The sequence below is a fragment of the Microbacterium sp. As-52 genome, assembly GCF_049949185.1.
Lineage (GTDB): Bacteria > Actinomycetota > Actinomycetes > Actinomycetales > Microbacteriaceae > Microbacterium > Microbacterium maritypicum_A.
The window spans coordinates 3,264,944-3,285,856 of sequence record NZ_CP188171.1 but is presented as its reverse complement, the minus strand read 5'-3'; the positions used below and the strand labels follow the sequence as shown (position 1 = coordinate 3,285,856).

The following is a 20,913-nucleotide window of genomic DNA, read 5'->3' as shown; positions in this document are numbered from 1 at the left end:
ATCGGATTCGATCGAGTGCGTCGCACCCGGCTCAGATCAGGTCGGCCACCAGACGTTCGATCCGGGCGCGGATGTCGTCCCGGATCGGTCGCACGGCGTCGATCCCCTGTCCGGCAGGATCGTCGAGCTCCCAGTCCTCATAGCGCTTTCCCGGGAAGAACGGGCAGGCATCGCCACAGCCCATCGTGATCACGACATCGGAGGCCTGCACGGCTTCGGTGGTCAGCACCTTGGGCGATTCCGCCGTGATGTCGACACCGAGCTCGGCCATGGCTTCCACCGCGACCGGGTTGATCTGATCCGCGGGCAGGGAACCGGCAGAGCGCACGTCGATCCGATCCCCCGCGATGTCACGCAGGAAACCCGCGGCCATCTGCGAGCGGCCGGCGTTGTGCACGCAGACGAAGAGGACGGAGGGCTTGACGGGTACGTCGGTCATCGGATGCTCCTCGCGGGCGTGCTGTCGGAATTCTCTGCGGCGTGATCGGCGGTTGCCGGAATCAACTCCATTCTCGCCCGAACCGTGCCGACCTGGACGAGGGGATTCCCACAGCAGCTGCCGCCTTCGCCATCGAAGTCACCCGATCCCCCGCAGACACCCGTCGCAGGCAGGGTGAGCTGCGTGCTCCGCGCGGCGATCAGGTCGCCCGCGAGCCGTGCGGCGACGCTGCGTGCCTGCTCGAATCCCGTGAGCGCCAGGAATGTGGGCGCACGCCCGTAGCTCTTCGCGCCGATGATGTAGAAAGCGTCTTCCGGCTGGGTGAGCTCGGCCGCCCCTGTCGCCCCGACCGACCCGCAGGAGTGGACGTTCGGGTCGATGTCCGCGGCGATGCCGGCCACCGCCTCCAGAGTGGGGTCCCATGCCACACGCACCTCCGAGAGCATGCCGAGGTCGGGACGGAATCCCGTCAAGGCGAACACGTGCGAGACGCCCCTCACCGCACCTCCGCTGTCCGCAATGATCGTGAGACCCTCTTCGTCCGCGCGGAACTCCGCGACGCGGAACCCCTGGATGACATCGACGAGACCGGACTCGATGACTTTTCGAGCCCGCGCGCCCAGCGCCGCGCGCTCGGGAAGCGCATCGCCCGTTGCACCACCGAGCAGGCGGGACGCCGCCTTTCCCCGGCGCATCAGCCACGAGACCCGTGTACCGGGGTGTCGTCGCGCCAACGCGGTCAGGCGCAGCACGGTGTGCGTGGCCGAGTGCCCGGACCCGATGACGACCACGTGCCGCCCGGCCTGGGCCGTGACATCATCCGGAATCCGGTAGGAGATATGCGAGGCGAAGCCTGTCTCGCCGATCGCGGGGAGCCCCTCGGCTCCGGCCGGATTGGGGCGACCCCAGGTACCGCTCGCATCGACGACGGCACGTGCACCGATCCGGAGTTCTTCGCCATCCGCGCCGAGCGCATGAACGACGAAGGGCTGTCCTGCGCGACCGCTCTCGACCACACGGTCCCGCCCCTTGCGCGCGACGCCGGTGACCGTCGTCGAGTAGCGGACCCGCTCCCCCAACACCTCAGCGAGGGGCGCGAGATACCGCACGATCCACTCCGCGCCGGTCGGATACCCGTCCGTCGGAGCGGTCCATCCCGAGGGTTCCAGCAGGCGACGGGAGGCCGCATCGGTCAGCTCGGGCCAGCGGGAGAACAAGCGCACGTGCCCCCACTCGGAGACCGCGGTGGCGGGGCCCGATCCACGCTCCAACACGATCACATCGCACCCGCGCTCGGTGAGGTGTGCGGCGACGGCCAGCCCCTGGGGGCCTGCGCCGATGACGACGACGGGAAGCTCGGACATCACGTTCCTTACATTGATGAACTTCGATATGACCACAGTGCGTGATCTATCGATGTTTGTCAATACGTGGGTAGCATGGCCCTATGACCATCCCTGCCACGATCGACGCCGGCACCTCCTGCTGCGTACCGCGCATCACCTCGACCATCAGCACCGAGGAGGCCGAGAGGGTGGCGCGCGTGTTCAAGGCGCTGGGAGATCCGACCCGTGTGCGTCTGCTCTCCCTCATCGCCGCCGGTGACGGCGGGGAGGCGTGCATCTGCGATCTCACGGAGCCCGTCGGGCTCTCTCAGGGCACCGTTTCCCACCACATGAAGCTCCTCTCCGACGCGGGACTCGTCAGGCGCGAGCAGCGTGGACGTTGGGCGTACTTCTCCCTCGACGTCGAGGCCATCGACGCCGCCTCCGCCGCACTTCGGCCCGCCTGACCGAGGAAGGTCCACCGGAGAGACGCGAATGGGCGCCCCCGGAGGGACGCCCATTCGATGCGGATGTCTCGAATCAGTTGCCTGCGGCGGAGTCGAGCTCGATCAGCTTCTGCACCGCTGCGGTGAGACGCTCGTCCGCCTCGGCGAACTTCGCGAGGTCTCCCGCCTTCAGCGCCGTCTCACGGTCGACCAAAGCAGACTGCGCAGCCGCGAGCGCCTCCGCCTCGGCCCCCGTGGGCTGCGTGGGCTCCGTCGTCGGCACCTCGCCGGTATCGGGCACTTGAGCGTCCGGATCGGGTTCGACCGTGTCATCGCCGCCGGTTGCACCGGAGTCACCGCCGAAGAGGGTATCGAGGGCTTCGGTGAGCGTGTTCTCGAAAGCCACGCGGTCACCGAAGGCGACCAGCACCTTCTGCAGTCGAGGCAGCTGCGTCCCCTCGGACGACTGCACGTACACGGGCTGCACGTAGAGCAGACCGCCACCGACGGGCAGTGTCAGCAGGTTGCCGTAGATGACCTCGGACTCCCCCTGCTGCAGCAGGTTGAGCTGAGGCACCACGGACGTGTCCGAGTTGTAGGTGTTCTGCACCTGACCGGGGCCGGGGACGGTCGTGTCGGTGTCGATCTCGAGCATGCGCAGCTGGCCGTAACCTTCTGCCTTCTTGCCCTTCTCCGAGCCGGCGTCCGAATCGACCGCGAGGTAGCCCATCAGCACGTCACGGCTTCCACCCGCGCCCTGCGAGTTCGGGATGAACGTCGAGAACATCGAGAATCTCGGAGTGTCCTGCCCCGGCATCTGCATCGTCAGGTAATACGGCGGCTGCAGCATCGATTCGCTGCGCGGGTCGTTCGGCGTCTGCCACCGGTTGTCCTGCTGTGCGAACGATCCGGCCTTGTCGACGTGGTAGACCCCGAGGATGTCACGCTGCACCTTGAACAGGTCGGTCGGGTAGCGCACGTGGCTCATGAGCTCGCCGGACATCTCGCTGATCGGCTTCACCGTCGACGGGTAGACCTTCTGCCAGGTCTTCAGCACCGGGTCCTCGTCGTCCCACGCGTAGAGCGTCACGGAGCCGTCGTAGGCGTCGACCGTCGCCTTGACCGAGTTGCGGATGTAGTTGATGTCGTCGATGGCGAGCGTCGGCGACGGGATGTTGGAGTCGGCGATCGCATCCGACAGGCTCACGCTCGTCGAGTACGGGTACGTCTGACTCGTGGTGTAGCCGTCGACGATCCAGACTATGCGGCCGTCCACCACGCTCGGGTACGGGTCGCTGTCGAGCTCGAGGTACGGCGCCACCTTCTGGACGCGCGTCTTGGGATCGCGGTCGTAGAGGATCTGCGAGTCCTCGTTCACCAGGTTCGAGAACAGGATCTGCTCGGACTGGAACTTCAGCGCGTAGAGGAGCTTCGTGAACGTGTCACCGATCTTCGGACCACCGTTCCCCTCGAACGTGGTCTTCGTCTCGCTCGAGCCGTCCTTGCCGCGTGGGTAGTCGATCTCCGCAGGCTCCGACCCCTCGGGGGCGCCGACGATCGAGTACTCGGGCGAGTTCTCGCCGAAGTACACGCGCGGCTCGAAGTTCTCGCGGTCCGACAGGAACCCGGAGGTGGGGATGCCGCGCTCGAGGAACACCGGTTCGCCGTCCGTGGTGCGCTGGTTTCCGGCGGCTGCGACGAGGCCGTAGCCGTGGGTGTAGACCGCGACGCGGTTGTTCCAGTTGTCGCCGTCGCCGAGTCCGGACATGTCGAGGTCGCGCACGGAAACCACGGTGTCCTGCATCTTCCCGTCGATCTCGTACCGGTCGACGTCCATCGTCGTCTGGAACTGGTAGTACCCGCGGTACTGCTCGAGCTGGCGTACCGTCGGCGGGATGACCTTCGGGTCCATGATGCGCGTCGAAGCGGTGGTCTCGGCGTCGGCGCGCAGCTGCCCCGCCTCTGCGTCGGTCTTGGCGGCGAAGGGCGTGGTCTCGAGGTCTGCGACCCCGTACGCCTCCTTCGTGCCGTCGATGTTCCGCTGGTAGTACTCGGCCTGGTAGGCGTTCTGGTTCGGCTTCACCTGGAAGGTGGTGACCACCCACGGGTATCCCACGCCGACGACGAGCGACGCCACGATGAGCAGCGCCGTCGCGGCCAGCGGGAAGCGCCAGCGGCCGATGACGGCGGTGACGAAGAAGAGGATCGCGACGACGGCGGCGATGATCGCGAGGATCGCGAGACCCGGGATCGTCGCGTTCACGCCCGTGTACGCCGCGCCCGTGATGCGGTCGTCGGGCTCGACGAGCGTCTTGTACTGATCGAGCCAGAGGCTCGCCGCCTGCACCAGCAGGTAGAGGCCCGCGATGACCGCGAGCTGGATGCGTGCGGGCTTCGAGATGCGCAGCTCACCCTGGCCGATGCGCACCGAGCCGTACAGGTACGACACGAGGGCGGTGACCAGGAGCGAGAGCAGCAGAACGGCCGAGATGAAGGCGAGCAGGATCGTGTAGAACGGCATCGCGAACATGTAGAAGCCGGTGTCGATGCCGAACTGCGGGTCGACGTCGGACGTCGCCACACCGTTGGCCCAGAGCCAGACGGTCTTCCACTGCCCCGCGGCCGCGAAGCCGGCGAACAGTCCGAAGAAGATGGGCATGCCCCACATCGCCAGGCGACGCAGCGGTTCGATGACCTCCTGGTACCGATCCAGCTGCGAGCTGAGTCGCACGTACACCGGACGCAGGCGGTACGCGAGTTGGATGACGACGAACAGCGGAACGGCCATCCCGAGGAAGCCGACCACGAACATCACCGCCGTGGCGATCCACTGCGTCGTGAGGACGCCGGTGAAGCCCACCTGGTCGAACCAGAGGAACTCGGTGTACAGGGAGGCGAACACGAAGAACACCGCGATCAAGGCGGCGATGATCACCAGGGAGATGCCGAGAATGCGTCGTGAGGTTCGAGGCGTGGCCGGGTTCGGAGCTGAAGGCGAGGAGGTCACCCCACCATCCTAGGCATCGCTCACTGTGGGCAGGCTGTCATCCCGGTCACGGCGAGGTCACGGCCGCACATGTGTGTTCAGCTCCCGGCGCGTTCGCAGGTCGGAAGAGCGGCGACGTCTCCGTCGTCCGCGATGACCTCGAGCGCGGCGAGAGACTCGTCGAGCGTCGCGGTGCGGATGACCTGGAGCCCGTCCGGCACATGCCCGACGACCTCGTCGCAGTTGGCCTCGGGAGCGAGGAAGTACTCGGCCCCCGCGTCCCTGGCACCGTAGAGCTTCTGCCGGATGCCGCCGATAGGCCCGACGGTGCCGGCCGCGTCGATCGTGCCGGTACCGGCCACGTCCTTCCCGCCGTTGAGCTCGCCCTCGGTCAGGGTGTCGATGATGCCGAGCGCGAACATCATCCCGGCGCTGGGGCCGCCGACGTTGTCGAGCTGGATCGTGACGTCGATCTCGAAGTCGTAGTCGGTGCGGAGCGTGATGCCGATGAGCCACAGGGTCGCGTCGCCCTCGGTGTGCTTCTCGGGAGTGATCTCGACGGTCTGCTCGGCTCCGGCGCGCAGCACGGTGAGCTGCACGGGGGCTCCCTCGGCAGCCTGGATCGCCTCGCGCAGCTGCGTCGCAGAGGTGACCGGCATGCCGTCGATCGCGGTGATCACATCGTCGGCTTCGAGGATGCCGGCGGCTGGGGAGTCGGCGACGGCGTCGACGACGACGACCTGAGCACCGGTGTCGTACCCGAGCTCGTTCAGCGCCGCGGCCGTCGCCTCGTGCTGCGAGTCCACCATCAGCGTGGCGTTGCGCTCGTCGCGCTGCTCACTCGTCACCCCCTGCGGGAACACCGTGTCGAGCGGGACGACCGCCTTGGACGAGTCCATCCACGCCAGTGCCAGCTCGAACCAGCTCGGTGTGCGCTCGCGGTTGCCGACGACCTGGACCGTCGTGAGGTCCAGAGTGCCCGCGGTCTCGAAGGTCTCGGCGCCCTCGACGCTGATCAGCGGAACCTGCTCGCCGTCCGCTCCCTCCGCAGTGCCGAGGGTGTCGTACACCGGGCCCGGCCGCTGGATCACGTAGGGCGACGGCAGGAACGTCAGCACGACCAGGGCGATGAGCGCGACGACCAGCGCCCAGACTCCGAGTCCGAGCTTCCCAGACCGCGTTCGATCCACTGCATTCCTCCGTCGTTCGCGAGCGGCGTACACCGATCTGCCCGCATCGGGTTCGCGCGCAGAAACCTGTGACTAGCGTAGAGGCCACGGCAACAGAAGTGCTGAGAGGGCGAGCGACATGGCAGACAACGACCCGACACCCGAGGACTTCCAGGAGTTCCTGCGGAAGATGCTCTCGAATCAGGGCGGCGGGGACATCGACCCCGAAGCGCTCCGGGGCGCCTTTGAGGGGATGGACGGCTTCACACTCGATCCCGCGATGATGCAGACGATCATGTCGCAGCTGCAGGGCGCCTTCGGTGGCGATCCCTGGGAGAACGCGCTGCGCCAGGCCCTGTTCATCGCCAACCGCGACGGGCAGGGTGTGACCGACGGTTCACGCACCTCGCTCGCAGATTCCTTCGCGCTGGCGAATCTGTGGCTCGGCGAGGCGACGACGATCTCGGAGCTCTCCGAGACACCGACAGCGATGACCCGCGGGGAGTGGGTCGAGAAGACGCTGCCGGTGTGGAAGGAGATCGCCGACCCGGTGTCGACGAGCATCGCGGACGCGCTGACCTCCGCGCTGGACACGCAGGTGCCGGAGGAGATGCGCGACGTCGTCCAGGGGGCAGGCAAGCTGATGCGAGGCCTGGGCGGCTCGGTGTTCGCCGCGCAGTTCGGTCAGGTGCTCGGCAACCTCTCGCTCGAGGTGGTCTCCGGAGGCGATGTCGGCATCCCCGTGCTCCCCGCGGGGACGGCGGCCGTCATCCCGCAGAACCTCACCGCGTTCGGCGAAGGTCTCGAGATCCCCGAAGACCAGATCGCGCTCTACCTCGCCACCCGCGAGCTCGCGTACGCGCGGCTCTACCGGCACGCGAAGTGGCTCCACTTGCACGTGATGGCGCAGATCACCGACTTCGCGCGCGGAGTCACCGTCGATGTGGACGCGCTGGAAGACGTGGCCAGCCGCCTCGACCCCTCCGACCCCGAGGAACTGCGCGCGGCGATCGAGGGCGGCGCTCTCCTCCCCGTGCAGAGCGAGGCGCAGCGCGAGGCGCTCACCCGACTCGAGAACCTCATCGCGACGATCGACGGCTGGGTGGACGTGGTGACAGCCGAGGCGACCTCGCGGCTGCCCGACGGTGCCCGCATCGCGGAAGCCGCTCGACGCCGACGCGCCGTCGGCGGTCCTGCGGAAGACGCACTCGGCGCACTGGTCGGGCTCAAGCTGCGCCCCCGACGCATACGCGAAGCCTCCGCGATGTGGCAGGCGGTGACCGACGCCGTCGGCATCAGCGGACGCGACTCGCTGTGGGACTACCCCGACCTGATGCCGACGGCCGAGGACATCGACGACCCGAGCGGACTCGTCGCCCGGCTGCAGGCGGCTGAGCGTGGCGAACAGCCGGTGGCCGACGAGTTCGATGAAGCACTGGCCCGCCTGCTCGACGGCGACGACTTCTCGGCCGACGAGCCCGCAGCGGGAACCACGGATGAAGCGGACGGAGACGGCGACGCGGCCCCGGAGGGCGACCGACCGGTCTGAGGCAGGGTGCGGGCGTCCGAGGATGCCCGCACCTCTCCTCCCCCGCTCGACGAACGTCGGCGAGTTGTCCACGGATGCCCGGTTGCGGCCCCGCGATGCCGCCATCCTCCCCACAATCGGAGAGATGCCGCTCACCCCTCCGCTCCTCACACGTCTGCACCCGAGCTCTCCCCTGCTGTGGCGCGACGAGCACACCCTTCAGCTCGGAGATGACGGCGGCCTGCGCATCGATGCGGAGGACCCCTGGGTGGAACCGCTTCTCAGCCGGTTGCGCTCCGGTTTCCGGCGGGGTTCCTTCGACGTGATCGCGCACGCGGCCGGCGCTCCGCGGGAGGCGGCACGCACACTCCTCGCGCGTCTCGACGACGTGCTCCTCGACGATGTCGCTGCGGCACGCCCTGCCTGGGTCGAGAACATCGGGATCGCCGACGGCCGGAGCGAGTACCGGATGCGCGAGGCACTCTCCGACGAAGGCATCGAACTCGTGGACATCGGTCACCGGCCCGGCGTGGCCATCGTGCTCGTGAACGGCGTGTCCGCGGCACTGCAGTTCGCCCGCTACCTGCGCGAGGACGTCGCGCACCTACCGGTCGCGTTCGAGCCCGGCCGCGTGACCGTCGGGCCGCTCGTGGTCCCCGGTGTGTCCGCCTGTCTCGCGTGTCGCGACGCCCATGCCCGAGACCTCGACCCGGCCTGGCCACTGCTGCACACGCAGATGATCGGTCGTGATCCGGGCCCGATCCGCGCCGCGCAGGTCGCTGAAGCCGGGCGGCTCGCCGCGCTGCTCCTCGCCGACGACGAAGGTGCGTCCGGGAGGATGGTGCGGATCAGCGCGGACGGTTCCCGCGAGTGGCGTCCGGTGTCGTTTCACGAAGAATGCCGGTGCCGCGGCCCGTGGTCCCCATCTCAGCGAGGAACCGCGACGGAGAGCGCTCCCCCCGACCCGCTGATCTCGACCACGACAGCGCCAGCGTACGGGCGGCGCGCGTGACGCCCACGTAGGCCAGTCGCCGCTCCTCGTCGATCGCCTCGAACGTCGTCGCATACGAGATCGGCAGCGATCCCTCCGCCCATCCGGCGAGGTACACGTGCGGCCACTCCAGCCCCTTGGCGGCATGCAGGGTCGACAGCGTGACGGTGCGCATGGTCGGCTCGTGCTGGTCCTTCGCCCGCGCCATCAGCGCGTCGCTGAAGCTTCGCAGATCCGCCTCGGGCCCCGCCTCCTCCGCGAGCCGGAGGATGGCACGTCGCGCCTCCCATCCGCTGCGCTGCGCTCCCCCTGCCGCCGGCGGCTCCTCTGTGAGACCGAGCTCGCGAAGCACCCGCTCCACCCCGGGGAGGAAGCCCTGCTCGCTGGGAGCCACGGCGGCGGCCCGGAGCGCGAGGATCGCCTGACGAACCTCCGGCATGGCGAAGAAGCGTGTGCCGCCCAGCACCGACGTCGCGATGCCCTCGGCCGCGAGCGCCTGCTGCAGAACCGCGGACTGCGCGTGCGCCCGGTAGAGGACTGCGATCTCCGAGGGGGAGGCACCCGCCTCGATGCGGGCGGAGATCGCCGCAGCGATCCCCGCGGCTTCCTCCCCCTCGGTGTCGTAGGCGGTGATGGTCGGCGCATCCGCGGTGAACTGCTCCCGGGCCGGCACGAGCTCCAACGCGCCGGGGCGGCCGTGCATCAGGGCGTTGGCTGCGGTGAGGATCGGCGGTTGCGAGCGGTAGTTCGTCTCCAGCCTCACAACCGTCGCGTCCGGGTGGCGGCGCTCGAAATCGAGCAGGAACCGCTGCTCGGCCCCCGCGAACGAATAGATGGTCTGGCTGGCATCGCCGACCACGCAGATGTCATGGCGATCGCCCAGCCAGAGCTCGAGCAGCCGGTTCTGCAACGGCGAGACGTCTTGGAACTCGTCGACCGTGAAGTGCCGGTACTGCTCGTGGACGGATGCGGCGACCCGGGGCTCCGCCTCCAGCATGCCCGCGCAGGCGAGGAGCACGTCTTCGAAGTCGAGCTGACGACGATCGTCCTTCAGTGCTTCGTATCCCCGCATCAGTTCGATCAGCTGGCCCGCATCGACACCGCTGATCGGACGCCCGAGTGCCGCGTACTGGTCGATCGACAGCATCGAGACCTTGCGCCACTCGATCTCGGAGGCGATGTCGCGCAGTGTGGCCGTGCTGGGACGGAGGCGTATCGCGTCGGCGGCCTGCCCCAGCATCCGCACCTTGTTGTCGATGATCGAGGGCGCCGGGGAACCGGCCAGCGTGGGCCAGAAGAAGTTCAGCTGAGCGAGTGCTGTCGCGTGGAAGGTGCGGGCAGCCACACCCTCGACTCCGAGAGCACGCAGGCGACCGCGGAGCTCGCCCGCGGCCTTGGCGGTGAACGTGACGGCCATGACACGCGAAGGCGAATAGGCGCCGGTGTCGACGCCGTGCGCGATGCGATGCGTGATCACCCGTGTCTTTCCGGTCCCGGCACCGGCGAGCACGGCGACGGGTCCCCGCAGCACGGATGCCGCTGCCCGCTGCCGCTCATCGAGGGCATCGAGTGCGCTCACGCGTGGTCCTCGTACCATTCGACGATCAGGGCACGGGCGATGGATGCCGGGCCCGGAAGGCCCACAGGCCCGTCTCCGGCGAGTGCGGAGCCGATCTCCGCGCGCGTGAACCAGCGCACCTCGATGATCTCTTCCCCGTCGGGGCGTGCAGCGGACTCGTCGTCGACCACGGCGCGGAAGCCCACCATGAGCGAGCGCGGGAACGGCCAGGCCTGGGACGAGACGTACCGCAGAGCGGACAGTCGCACGCCCGACTCCTCCTCGATCTCGCGATATGCGGTCGATTCGAGGGACTCCCCGGCCTCGGTGAAGCCCGCGAAGCACGAGAACATCCGTCCGCCCCAGTTCGCGTTGGCGCCGAGCAGGAGGCGCTCGCCGTCCCGGCTCTCGACGGCGACGATCACCGCTGGATCCGTGCGCGGGAAATGCTGGCGCCCGCACACGAGGCAGCGCCGCGACCATCCGCCTTGCTGAAGTCGCGTCGCTCCACCGCACGCAGGGCAGAACGGGGCATCGCGCAGCCATCCCGCGAGGGCGATCGCGCCGATCAGGAGCTCGGACTCCTGCCCGTCGAGACGTCCGCCGAGGTCACGGAGGCCGAGCCAGATCTCGTCCGGGGCCGTGTCGAGTGCGTCGTTCTCCGGCGGGGCGGCGGCGAGGAGCAGCACGGTGCCGTCGACATCGCGGCCGAGGAGAGCCCAGGTCGCCTCGACGACCGCATCCGGTGCGACGCGCAGCAGCGCGGAATCGACGACCCGGACACGTCCCTCACGCACGTCGATGACGCGGGTCGCCGGGTCGGCGCGCAGACGATCGAGCACATCCGGCTCCTCGCGGAGTTCGGCTGCACGGTCGAGGGACGGGCGCTGAATGGTCATCGACTCCCTCTTTCACGGGCGTGGCGGAGGCGGGACCGCCCCTGAGCCGACCTACCCTGGGGGCATGGGACGCTCTCCTTTCACTCTAGCCGCGGCAGTGACCGCCGCACTGCCCGGGGCGGAGGTCACGGGTGCCCGCGGTCTGAGCGCGGACGGCGACGGTCGATTCGACTCCGCCATCGCCTCGCTGGCGGACGGCCGTGAACTCGCGATCCGCGTCGCGGACGACGACGAGACGGCGCGCGAACTCGCCGCCGAAGCCCTCGCTCTTCGAGCGCTCACCGACGGCGCCCGCGCCATGCTGCCGTTCCGCGTGCCCGCCTACATCGGGGAGACGCGCATCGGCGAGGGTCGCGCGCTCGTCACCGAGCTCCTCCCCGGCTTCCAGATCGAGGCGGCCCTGGTGCCCGCGGGGCGCGGTGCCGCGCCGTCGATGGGAGCCGCGATCGCCGCGGTGCACGGCCTTCCCACCTCGGTCGTCCGGGGCGCAGGACTCGGAACCCGCACCGCCGAGGAGAGCCGCGCCGAATTGGAGCGCCTGATCGACACCGCGGCGGCCACCGGGCGCGTGCCGGCACGTCTCACGGTGCGGTGGCGCGATGCCGTCGCCGACGACGACCTCTGGCGCTTCGAGTCCACCGTGGTCCTCGGAGGCGTGCAGTCGACCTCGTTCCTGTTCGACGACGATCCGGAGCGCGGGCCCGAAGTGGTCGGCCTCGTCGGTTGGCATGGGCTCGCGGTGGGAGACCCGGCGGTCGACCTCTCCTGGCTGTCCGCAGCTCCCGATGCGTCAGACGACGTCCACGCCGCGTATGCCCGCGCCGTCGACCGTGCCCCCGATCCCGGCCTCGAGGTGCGAGCCCGCCTGCTCGCCGAACTCGAGTTCGCACGCTGGCTCGTGCACGGCGACTCCATGCATCGGCCGGACATCGTCGACGATGCCGCCGCACTGCTCGATGCTCTCGCCGAGGGCCTGCGAACGGACGACCTCAGCATCATCGATGCCCGCGCTGCCGGCGTCGACTCCGCCATGGACGCGCTCGACCGCGTGCCCCGGGATGCCGTCGCCGAGGTCGACACCTCCATGCACACCGATGCCTACAACCCCGAAGAACTGTGGATCGAAGTCCCGGAGGAGGCGGAGTCGTCGCCGCAGGACACGGAGTCACTGGAACCGGTGCGCACCATCGACACCGGACGCACGACCGACCGGGACCAGGACGACAGCGCTCACCGCACCGAGATGCTCAATGTCGAGACCGAGGATCTCTCCGAGGCTCGGAGCATCTTCGCGGGTACCCGTGGTTTCGAGCCCCGCGAACAGACACGTCCTTCCGCATCGGACGCTGCGGCCGAGTACGACGAGTCCGACTCGGACGAAGCTCAGCGTGCGGCGCGGGCGGCGCTCCAGCGCTGGAAGAGCTCTTCCTCCGAGTAGACACGGTCGCCACGGATGATCAGGTCGTCCGCGACGTAGTACAGCGCGACGTCGATGTCCTCCAGAGGCACGTCGAAGCGCCGATGGTACGCCAGACGGTAGAGCGCCAGCTGCAGCATCCGCTCCTCGCGCTCGTCTGCCGTTCGCGGAGCCTTCCCGGTCTTCCAATCCACGATCTCGATGCGTCCACCACGGTCGGCACGTCGGTAGACGGCGTCGAGCTTGCAGATGACGATGTGCGATCCTGCCACCTCCGACGAGGGAAGTCCGGCGCCGAGGGCGAAGTCGATCTCGATCTCGACGGCGATCGGCTGCAGTCCTCCCCATTCGCTGCGCTCGAAGGTCGCCTGCAGAGCGGCGAGATCGGCGGCATCTGCGGTCGCTGCCGCCCCCTCCCGCGTCTCCACCGTCGCCTGCGCGGGTTCCGACGCGATCTCATCCTCGTCGAGCTCCCAGAGGGCCTCATCCGGGCGGCTGCCGACACCGACCAGCTCCGAACGCTGTTCCACCCAGGCGTGGAACAGCGTGCCGAGCCGGGTCTGCCGGTACGGTCGCTCGGGCATGGGTCTGACGATCGAGGAGAGCGTGCCGGAGAAGTCGGTCACGTAGTCCTTGAATCGCGATGCCGGGACGCGCGTCGGGGCGTCCGCGTCGGTTCCGCGCTGCCGCGCCGCACGCTCGGCCAACAGGCGGGCGAGCTCCACCGACGGTTCCGCCGTCCCGCTGCGTGCGGCGTCGTCCACGGCCGCGGCCGCCGCGGACACGACCTCTCGTCGTGCCCCCAACGGGTCGAGGGGCCACCGCAGCGTCGAACCGGGGCCGTCATAGGGGTTGTCGTCGGGGTCGACCGCCTCGACCTCGTCGAGCCCCTGCACCTCGATGGCCTCGACCAGATAGGGGCTCGGGGTGCGCGGAGACTTCTGTCCTGCCCAATGCGCACCGCTGAGAAGCAGATCGGTGCGCGCGCGGGTGACCGCGACGTACGCCAGACGCCGCTCCTCCTGCTGCTGATAGGTCCGGTAGGCATCCTTGAAGCGTTTGATCGCGCCGCCCCGGGGATTCGCCTTCGTCGCACCACCGGACAGTGAGGCCTGCGCGAGCTTCTGGCGCTTGACGGGGTCGGCCTCGTCACCCATCGCCTCGACCGGATCCCACTCGAATCGGGGCAGCGCGTCGCGGTCACCGCGCAGAGCAAACGGAACGACTCCGAAGCCGAACCAGCCGGAGGTGTCGGAGACCCGGCTGGGAAGTTCGTCGATCACGAGCCGCACCACGGCGACCGCGTCCCATTCCAGCCCCTTCGACCCATGGATCGTCAGCAGTTGCACGACTCCGGCCTCCGGCGGCTCGGGCCGGGGCATGAGCTCGTCGGTGCTCTCGGCCTTGTCGAGCCACGCGAGCAGACTGCCGATGCTCCCCCGCTCGTCCGCCGCGAGGAAGGCTCGTACCTCATCGGCGAAGGCCCGCAGCTGGGTCGCGGCGACACGGGCCGGGCCTCTGGTCTCGTTGGCCGCCAACTCGATGTCCAGCCGCAGTTCGAGCTCGACCAGCCGGATCAGCTCGGGGATCGGCTGGGAGGACGCGCGGCGCAGTCGCTCGAGCATCTCCCCCGCCGCACGCACCCTCGCCCTGCCGTCGGGCGTGATGGACTCGAGGAGCCGATAGTCGTCGCGCACCGCACGCACCACGTCGACCGCGTCGATGATCGAGACCGCCTCGTCGGCCCCCCGCGAGGAACGCAGCCGCGCGCGCACCTCCTCGGGCAACGGAGCCATGGCGGGGTCGCGCTCGGAGAGTGTGCGCCCGAGGTCGTAGAGCGCCGCCATGTCGGCAACGCCGACACCGAAACGAGGACCCGTGAGAAGGCGGATGAGCGCCGACCCCGCGGTGGGGTCGTGCACCACGCGCAGCGTCGACACGACGTCGACCACCTCCGGCGTCGCCAGCAGACCGCCGAGGCCGAGGATGCGGTGCGGGATGCCACGCGCCGCGAGCGCGGCGGCGAACGTCTGCATGTGGCGTTTCGAACGGAACAGGATGGCACCGGTGTGCGGCTTCGCGCCCGGGGACTCACCGGCGCTGCGGGCGTCGTGCGCGGCACGGCGCTCGGCGAACCATTCCGCCACGGCGGATGCCTCTTCGTCGACCGTGAACGGGTACTCGATGGTCACGGTGCCTTCCCCGGCGCCGGGGCGCGGTTCGAGCGGCGGCACGTCGAGCCCCGGGCGTTGCAGGGGTTCGAGCACGCGGTTAGCGATCCCGAGGATGCCTCGATCATTGCGCCAGCTGGTCATGAGGCTGTAGGTCTGCGCCGCTGCGGTGCTCGAGAACGTGCGGGAGAAGGCGTAGAGGTTGTCGGCGCTCGCACCTCGCCAACCGTAGATCGACTGATGCGGGTCGCCCACGGCCATCACCGCGGAGTCGCGGAACAGCTCGGCGAGGAAGCGGGTCTGGATGACCGACGTGTCTTGGTACTCGTCGAGCAGCACGACACGGTGCTGCTCGCGCAGTTCGGCCCGTACGTCGGGAGCCGATTCGACGATGTCGTAGGCCCCGCCCACCTGGTCGGCGAAGTCGAGCACGCCTCGGCGCTGTTTCTCGGCGATGTAGTCGCGCACGAGGCGGGTCAGCGTCGGCAGACTGAGCAGGTTCACCGCCGCCTTCTCGACGTCGGCGTTGCCCCGATAGGGCTCGAACGCGAGTGCCTGATCGCGGGCGATGTGCTCGGCACGGTCGAGGTCGACGCGGTGGTCGAGGGCATCGCCGGCGAGCCTCTGCACAGCGTCGATGACCGTGCCGAGCGCGAAATCGATGTTCTCCAGCTCGGGGAGGTCGCTGCGGAGCACCACTTCGCGTGCCAGCATCCAGGAGGCGGCCTGGCTGAGCATCGCCACGTCGGGGTCCCGTCCGATGCGCGCCGCGTGCTCACGGACGATGCCGTCGGCGAAGGCGTTGTAGGTCGAGACGCGCGGCCGGATCATCAGGTCTTCCGCAGCACGAGGGGTCACCGGATCCCATCCCGTTCCGCGGTGCGCAGCGAGTTCGTCGAGCACGTGCGCGCGCACCAGCTCACGCTGTCGGCCCGGCACGGCCTCGTCGACCCTCCGAAGTGACCCGTCCGCCACGATCTCGGGCAGATGCGGGAGGAGCCCCCGGCGTCCGTACTCGTCGATGACCGCGAGCCGATGGGCGATCCGTTCCGCGAGCTCTCCTGCGGCTTTGCGCGTGAAGGTGAGGCCGAGGATCTCGTCGCGGCGGACGTGCCCGTTGGCCACGAGCCAGACCACCCGCCCCGACATCGTCTCGGTCTTACCGCTTCCTGCTCCGGCGACGACCAGGGCAGGCTCCGGCGGCGCTTCGATCACCCGCTGCTGTGCGGGTGTCGGCGACGGTTGCCCCAGCGCAGCCGCGATGTCTGTGGCGGAGATGCCCGCACCGCCGCTCCACCCTGCGCCGCTCCGCTCCGGTCCGCTCACGCCCGTCATGAGCTCACCGCCGGCACCGTGTGGATGCGGCAGGGGTGCACTCGGCGCTGCGTGTCCGCACAGTGCGACTCGACCTGCGCGGTGAAGCTCGATGCCGACATGCCGCGAGCCGCATCCGACACGCGCTTCAGGAACGCCGTTCGCGACTCATCGTCGAGCGTGTGCTGATGGGCGATGCGGTAGTCGCTCTTGGCGAGTGTCTTGGAGACGATCGCGAGTCGAGCGCCGGCCAGCGACGACGACGGCGCCCCCTCGATCAGTCCCTGCTGGACCGCCACCTGATAGGCGGCCAGCTGCGCGTGCTCGATCACACCGGAGTCGGATTCGGGATCGTTCTTCCCCGTCTTCAGATCGACCACGACCGTCGGGCCGTCAGGACCCCCCGACATCGGCTCCCAGCCGCGGCCTCGAGCTGCCGGATGCTCGCCGGCGCCCGGCGGGTAGGCTTCCACACGGTCGATGTAGCCGTGGATGATCGCCTTATTCGCCCGGTCCTCCCCCACCGCGTGCACCGTCGGCGCGATCTCCTCGTCGGTCGCGGGAGCCACGTCGACGGCGAAGCGGAACTCGACCTCACTGCCGATGACGCGCCCTCCCTCCCGGCGCACGTCGCCCAGGTAGGTGTGCAGCCGATCGACGAGCAGATCGGCACGACGTCGTTCCTTGCGTCCGATCCACTCGGTCTCGAAATCGAGCTCCGGCCAGTGCTCGGCCACGATCTCCCGCATCCGCTCGAGATCTCCTTCGGGTACCCTCTCCATCGCCTCGTGCACGATCGTGCCGATGCCGGCGGTCGGCGGCATCACGGTGTCGCCGCCGAGCGCCGAGACGACCCAGTTGAGGCCGCATTCCTCGTAGGACTCCATCTTCGAGGGCGATACCCGGGCTCCGGTGACGGCGAGATCGCGCAGCGGCGCCTGCGTCGATGGTGGGGTGATCCCGTACCACTCCGCCGGGTCGGCTCCAGGGACGCCTTCGCGAGCGAGGACGGCGAGCTGTGCCGCGGCGGCACGGCGCACCGGCTCGGCGACCGTCGTCGTGAGCGTGCGTCGGTGCCGCGCGACGAGTCCGCGCAGGGTGAGCGGGTGCTCCGCCGAGGCATGCCGCTCGGGTGGTTCCGGCGCAGGAAGGAAGCCGAAGAACGGGCTGGGCGTGAGGTCGTCGTCGTCCACCGCCGTGATCAGGAGACGATCGCGTGCGCGCGACACAGCGCGCACGAAGAGCCGGAGCTCATCGTGCAGTGCCGCACGTCGACGGTCGAGGACCCCTGGAGCCTCGATGGAGATCCCCGTGCGGGCGGCCTGGATCGCATCCGGCAGACGCCAGGTCTGCAGCAGACCGCCACGCAACCGCACGTTCGGCCAGATGCCGTCCTGCACGCCGGCGACCACGACCGCGTCGAACTCCGTGCCGAGGGCGGTGGCGGGGGTCAGCAGCGTGACCTTTCCCGGCCGGTCGGGAGTTGACAGCGAATCCTCCGGAACCTCGCTGTCGAGGATGTCGCGCACGAAGACCTCGGGCCTCTCGTTCGGCGTACGCTCGACGAAGCGCTTCGCGGCGTCGAACAGAGAGACCAGCGCATCGAGCGAACGAGCCGTCTCCGCTCCCGTCGGCAGCAGCGAGATCTCGCGCCAGGCGATCTGCAGCCGCCGGCCGTCGACGGCCCGAGCCTGATCCCAGACCCGCCACAGCAGGTCGTGGATCGTCTCCCCCGCCGCCGCACCGCGGGAGAGCGCTTCGATCGTCTCGGCGAACCGTTCGGCCGTGCGCGATTCCGGAGCGTCGATCAGCGTGAGGTGCGCAGGATTCGCCATCGCCCGGCGCAGCAGTTCGCGTGCAGGCGTCGATCCTCCCTGCTCGAGTTCGACGTGTCGGAGGCGCGCACGCAGTCGCCGCAGCCCGATCGCGTCCATCCCTCCGAAGGGGGTGCGCAGCGCCTCCTCGAGTGCGGGCGACGTGCGCTCTTCGACCGGGGTGAGTGCCAGACGCACGATGCCGACGATGTCGCGTACGATCCCCTCGCTGCCGAGCGGGCGCTGCACACCGGCCGCTCGTGTCGGGATCTCCCTGGCGGCGAGTTCGGTCTCGAGTGCGGTGACCTGCCGGGTGTCGTGGGCGATGACCGCCATCCGGTCCCAGCGGATGCCGTCGGAGAGGTGCCACTCGCGCATGACGCCGGCGATGCGATCGAGCTCCTCATAGGGGGAAGGAGCAACGAACGTCGCGACTCCGGCTTCGACCTCTTCGGCGGTCACCGGCACCGGAGCGCGCCGGTGCTCGACCCGTCCGGACACGCCGATCGCCTGCGTCACGGTGCGGGTGAGCGCCGTGAGCGCCGGACGCTGGCGGTGCGGCCCGTCGAGTACGTGCACGTCTCCCAGCACGCCGGCGAGCTGGGCGAACAGCTCGGGGCTGGCTCCACGGAACGACCCGGATGAGATGTCAGGATCGCCGAAGGCGTGCACGGCGATCCCGCGGCTGCGCAAGGCCGTCACGACGGCGATCCCACCGCGGGTGAGCTCCTGCGCGTCATCGATGAGCACCACGCGCAAGGGAGCGAGCGGGCCGAGGGTGTTCGCGTCTGCCGTATCCAGGATGGTGCTCGCCTCGCTGAGCAGATCAGCGGCGTCGCGGTGCGCCGAGCGGAGCGCGTCGAGGACCATGCGGTACTCGACGAGGAACTCCGCCGTCGCCACCCACACCTCGTTTCCCGAGGCCCGGAGTTCCGCGGCGCCGACGCCGATCTCGGTGCACTCGGCGAGGAAGGCACGCAGCTCGGAGCGGAACCCCTTCGAGGCGCGCACGGAAGGGCTCAGCGCGTCGGGCCACCGGATGCGCCCGTCTTCCGCATCTCCGGCGAGCAGCTCGGCGATGATGCGGTCCTGATCGGCACCGGTCAGCAGCGCCGGCGGTTCGGCTCCTTCTCGCACCATCGCTCCACGGACGATCTGGAAGGCGAAGGAACCGAGCGATCTGGCCAACGGTCCCGGCGTCGCCTGACCGATGCGCACGCCGATCCGATCGCGCAGAGCCGTTGCCGCCTGGCGGTTCGGGGTGAGGGCGAGGACCTGTTCGGGGCGCAGCCCCTCGACGTCGAGCAGGTGCACGACACGCTCGATGAGGGTGCGCGTCTTGCCCGTTCCCGGCGCGCCGATGACGACGCCGGATGCCGACGGCTCTGCGGCGATCACAGCACGCTGAGCGGTATCGGGTGTCATGACCTCCACGCTATCCGGACGTGCGGACATCGCAGCCCGCACCCGCCAGGCACGTCCGGGGTCGCACTCGTCCGCGCTGTGCGCTCACGGCGAAACCGGTCCCCGCGGCCGATCCTGCCCGGTGCCCGCGGGGTAGAGTTGGCGCAGTCCCCGAACTTCAAGGAGCACGCGTGGAAATCCGCATCGGCATCATCAACACCGGCCGTGAACTGAGCTTCGACACCGGCGCCAGCGCTGAAGAGGTCCGCACCCAGGTCGCCGCGGCGCTCGAGCAGAGCGCGTCGCACGTGAGCTTCGCCGACGTGAAGGGCAACTCCTACATCGTCCCGACCGCGAACCTCGCCTACATCGAGCTGGGCACCGAGGAATCGCGCCGCGTCGGCTTCGTCGCCTGACCGCGCGATGTACATCCTCCTCGCACTCATCGGCGCGTGCGCTCTGGGAATCGCCGCGCACTTCCTGATCCGTGATCGCGAGCTGCGCGGCGTCGCCCTGACCCCGGCGATCGCCACCGCCGTTTCGGCGCTCACCTACACGGGCCTGCAGTGGGCCGGTGTGGGCGAGGACAGCATCTGGCTGTGGCTCGCGAGCGTCCTCGGCGCTCCCCTCGTGGCCGCACTGGCGACCGTGGCCATCACCGGGATGCGCAAGCGCTCCGACGCGCAGAGCAGGGCGGCGCTGGGCATCTGACCCGTCGAACTGTGTCGCCTAGGACGCCAGTCCCATCGCGTCCATGCGACGAGCGTGCGCACCCATGAGCTCGGTGTAGACCGGTTCGATGCGCTCCTCGTCGATCTCGAGACGCTCGGGCCGCAGCGCAGAGCGGCAGACGAGGATCGTGTCGCCGACCAGGCGGCGCGCCCACATCGACAGCAGCGAACGCCACTCCTCGTCACTCTCGATCGTCTCCTGGATGATGGCGACGATCTCGTGTCGAGCGTCGTCCTCGCGGAGGATCTCCGCCACGCGCCGCCCGGTGTCTCCGTAGCTGGACGCCAGCGCGAGATAGAAGTCGTCGAGCATTCCGGCGGTGATGTACACGGCGAGAAGCGTCTCCCGTGGGCGCGCGCCGATGGTCTTTCGACGGAACGCGTCGAGGTTCTCCCGGAACGGGAGCATCAGTTGCGTGGGGTCGTCACCGTGCTCGGCGATGAGCTCCACGATCCCCCGATGCTTGGTCAAGGCGGCCCCTGCCGCACGAGACAGCGACTCCTTCTCGGAGAGCGCGGTCGTGGCGCGGATGAGACGCGTCAGCGTCTCGAAGTAGCCCAGTTGCAGATAGGCGGCCTGCCCGAGGAACCGATTGAGCTCGGGAGCGAGTTCGGCGAAATCGATGCGCGTCGCATCCCCCTGCTCGCCTCTGCCGCGCAGCGCGAGGGTGCGTCGCGGCGCGTCGTCGCGCTGCCAGAACCACTTAACCACGAGGTCGTC

14 protein-coding genes are annotated in these 20,913 nt (G+C 69.3%); 5 read left to right on the top strand and 9 right to left on the bottom strand.

Annotated elements, in window-relative coordinates:
• Positions 1 to 31: 31 nt before the first annotated feature.
• Together ACLFA2_RS15875 and ACLFA2_RS15870 are read right to left on the bottom strand one after the other, a co-directional pair.
• A complete protein-coding gene (locus ACLFA2_RS15875; protein ID WP_021200357.1) occupies positions 32 to 439 on the bottom strand; it encodes an arsenate reductase ArsC in 408 nt (135 codons plus the stop codon).
• On the bottom strand, positions 436 to 1,803 hold the full coding sequence (locus tag ACLFA2_RS15870) for an FAD-dependent oxidoreductase (protein WP_426621607.1): 1,368 nt from the start codon (positions 1,801 to 1,803) through the stop codon (positions 436 to 438). The genes ACLFA2_RS15875 and ACLFA2_RS15870 overlap by 4 nt, the downstream gene beginning before the upstream one ends.
• An 83-nt stretch (positions 1,804 to 1,886) precedes the next feature.
• Between ACLFA2_RS15870 and ACLFA2_RS15865 the strand changes: the two genes are divergently transcribed.
• Positions 1,887 to 2,231 carry an ArsR/SmtB family transcription factor gene (locus tag ACLFA2_RS15865; protein WP_029260314.1) on the top strand — a complete coding sequence of 115 codons (345 nt, stop codon included), beginning with the start codon at positions 1,887 to 1,889 and terminating at the stop codon, positions 2,229 to 2,231.
• 73 nt (positions 2,232 to 2,304) lie between these two features.
• Here the strand turns inward: ACLFA2_RS15865 and ACLFA2_RS15860 are convergent, their stop codons facing one another.
• Both ACLFA2_RS15860 and ACLFA2_RS15855 read right to left on the bottom strand, forming a co-directional pair.
• Entirely contained in the window at positions 2,305 to 5,217 is a 2,913-nt protein-coding gene (locus ACLFA2_RS15860) for a UPF0182 family protein (RefSeq protein WP_029260315.1), read from the bottom strand.
• Positions 5,218 to 5,294: 77 nt separating this feature from the next.
• On the bottom strand, positions 5,295 to 6,386 hold the full coding sequence (locus ACLFA2_RS15855) for a YlbL family protein (protein WP_426621606.1): 1,092 nt from the start codon (positions 6,384 to 6,386) through the stop codon (positions 5,295 to 5,297).
• Positions 6,387 to 6,504: 118 nt separating this feature from the next.
• Between ACLFA2_RS15855 and ACLFA2_RS15850 the strand changes: the two genes are divergently transcribed.
• Positions 6,505 to 7,914: a zinc-dependent metalloprotease gene (locus ACLFA2_RS15850; protein WP_021199639.1), complete on the top strand. Its 1,410-nt coding sequence runs from the start codon at positions 6,505 to 6,507 to the stop codon at positions 7,912 to 7,914.
• A gap of 827 nt (positions 7,915 to 8,741) precedes the next feature.
• On the opposite strand, the gene ACLFA2_RS15845 is transcribed toward ACLFA2_RS15850, so the two are convergent.
• Together ACLFA2_RS15845 and nudC are read right to left on the bottom strand one after the other, a co-directional pair.
• Positions 8,742 to 10,481, bottom strand: a complete 1,740-nt coding sequence (locus ACLFA2_RS15845; RefSeq protein ID WP_031207240.1) for an ATP-dependent helicase — start codon at positions 10,479 to 10,481, stop codon at positions 8,742 to 8,744.
• Complete coding sequence (gene nudC / locus ACLFA2_RS15840; protein ID WP_426621605.1) at positions 10,460 to 11,341, bottom strand: NAD(+) diphosphatase; 882 nt, start codon at positions 11,339 to 11,341, stop codon at positions 10,460 to 10,462. The genes ACLFA2_RS15845 and nudC overlap by 22 nt, the downstream gene beginning before the upstream one ends.
• Positions 11,342 to 11,405: 64 nt before the next feature.
• Here nudC and ACLFA2_RS15835 point away from each other — a divergent pair, with 64 nt between their 5' ends.
• Positions 11,406 to 12,779 (top strand): hypothetical protein, encoded by a 1,374-nt coding sequence (locus ACLFA2_RS15835; RefSeq protein WP_040569699.1) that lies wholly within the window; start codon positions 11,406 to 11,408, stop codon positions 12,777 to 12,779.
• Here ACLFA2_RS15835 and ACLFA2_RS15830 read toward each other — a convergent pair.
• Both ACLFA2_RS15830 and ACLFA2_RS15825 read right to left on the bottom strand, forming a co-directional pair.
• Positions 12,725 to 16,264 carry a UvrD-helicase domain-containing protein gene (locus tag ACLFA2_RS15830; protein WP_426621604.1) on the bottom strand — a complete coding sequence of 1,180 codons (3,540 nt, stop codon included), beginning with the start codon at positions 16,262 to 16,264 and terminating at the stop codon, positions 12,725 to 12,727. The genes ACLFA2_RS15835 and ACLFA2_RS15830 overlap by 55 nt on opposite strands.
• On the bottom strand, positions 16,261 to 19,482 hold the full coding sequence (locus ACLFA2_RS15825; protein ID WP_426621603.1) for an ATP-dependent helicase: 3,222 nt from the start codon (positions 19,480 to 19,482) through the stop codon (positions 16,261 to 16,263). Before ACLFA2_RS15825 ends, ACLFA2_RS15830 begins: the two co-directional genes overlap by 4 nt.
• Positions 19,483 to 19,652: 170 nt before the next feature.
• Between ACLFA2_RS15825 and ACLFA2_RS15820 the strand changes: the two genes are divergently transcribed.
• Entirely contained in the window at positions 19,653 to 19,877 is a 225-nt protein-coding gene (locus tag ACLFA2_RS15820; protein ID WP_017828623.1) for a DUF3107 domain-containing protein, read from the top strand.
• A gap of 7 nt (positions 19,878 to 19,884) precedes the next feature.
• Positions 19,885 to 20,172 carry a hypothetical protein gene (locus ACLFA2_RS15815; RefSeq protein ID WP_426621602.1) on the top strand — a complete coding sequence of 96 codons (288 nt, stop codon included), beginning with the start codon at positions 19,885 to 19,887 and terminating at the stop codon, positions 20,170 to 20,172.
• Positions 20,173 to 20,190: 18 nt separating this feature from the next.
• Here ACLFA2_RS15815 and ACLFA2_RS15810 read toward each other — a convergent pair whose 3' ends face one another.
• Positions 20,191 to 20,904, bottom strand: coding sequence for a ferritin-like fold-containing protein (locus ACLFA2_RS15810; RefSeq protein ID WP_021199631.1), 714 nt, complete (start codon positions 20,902 to 20,904; stop codon positions 20,191 to 20,193).
• Between the last annotated feature and the right edge of the window lie 9 nt (positions 20,905 to 20,913).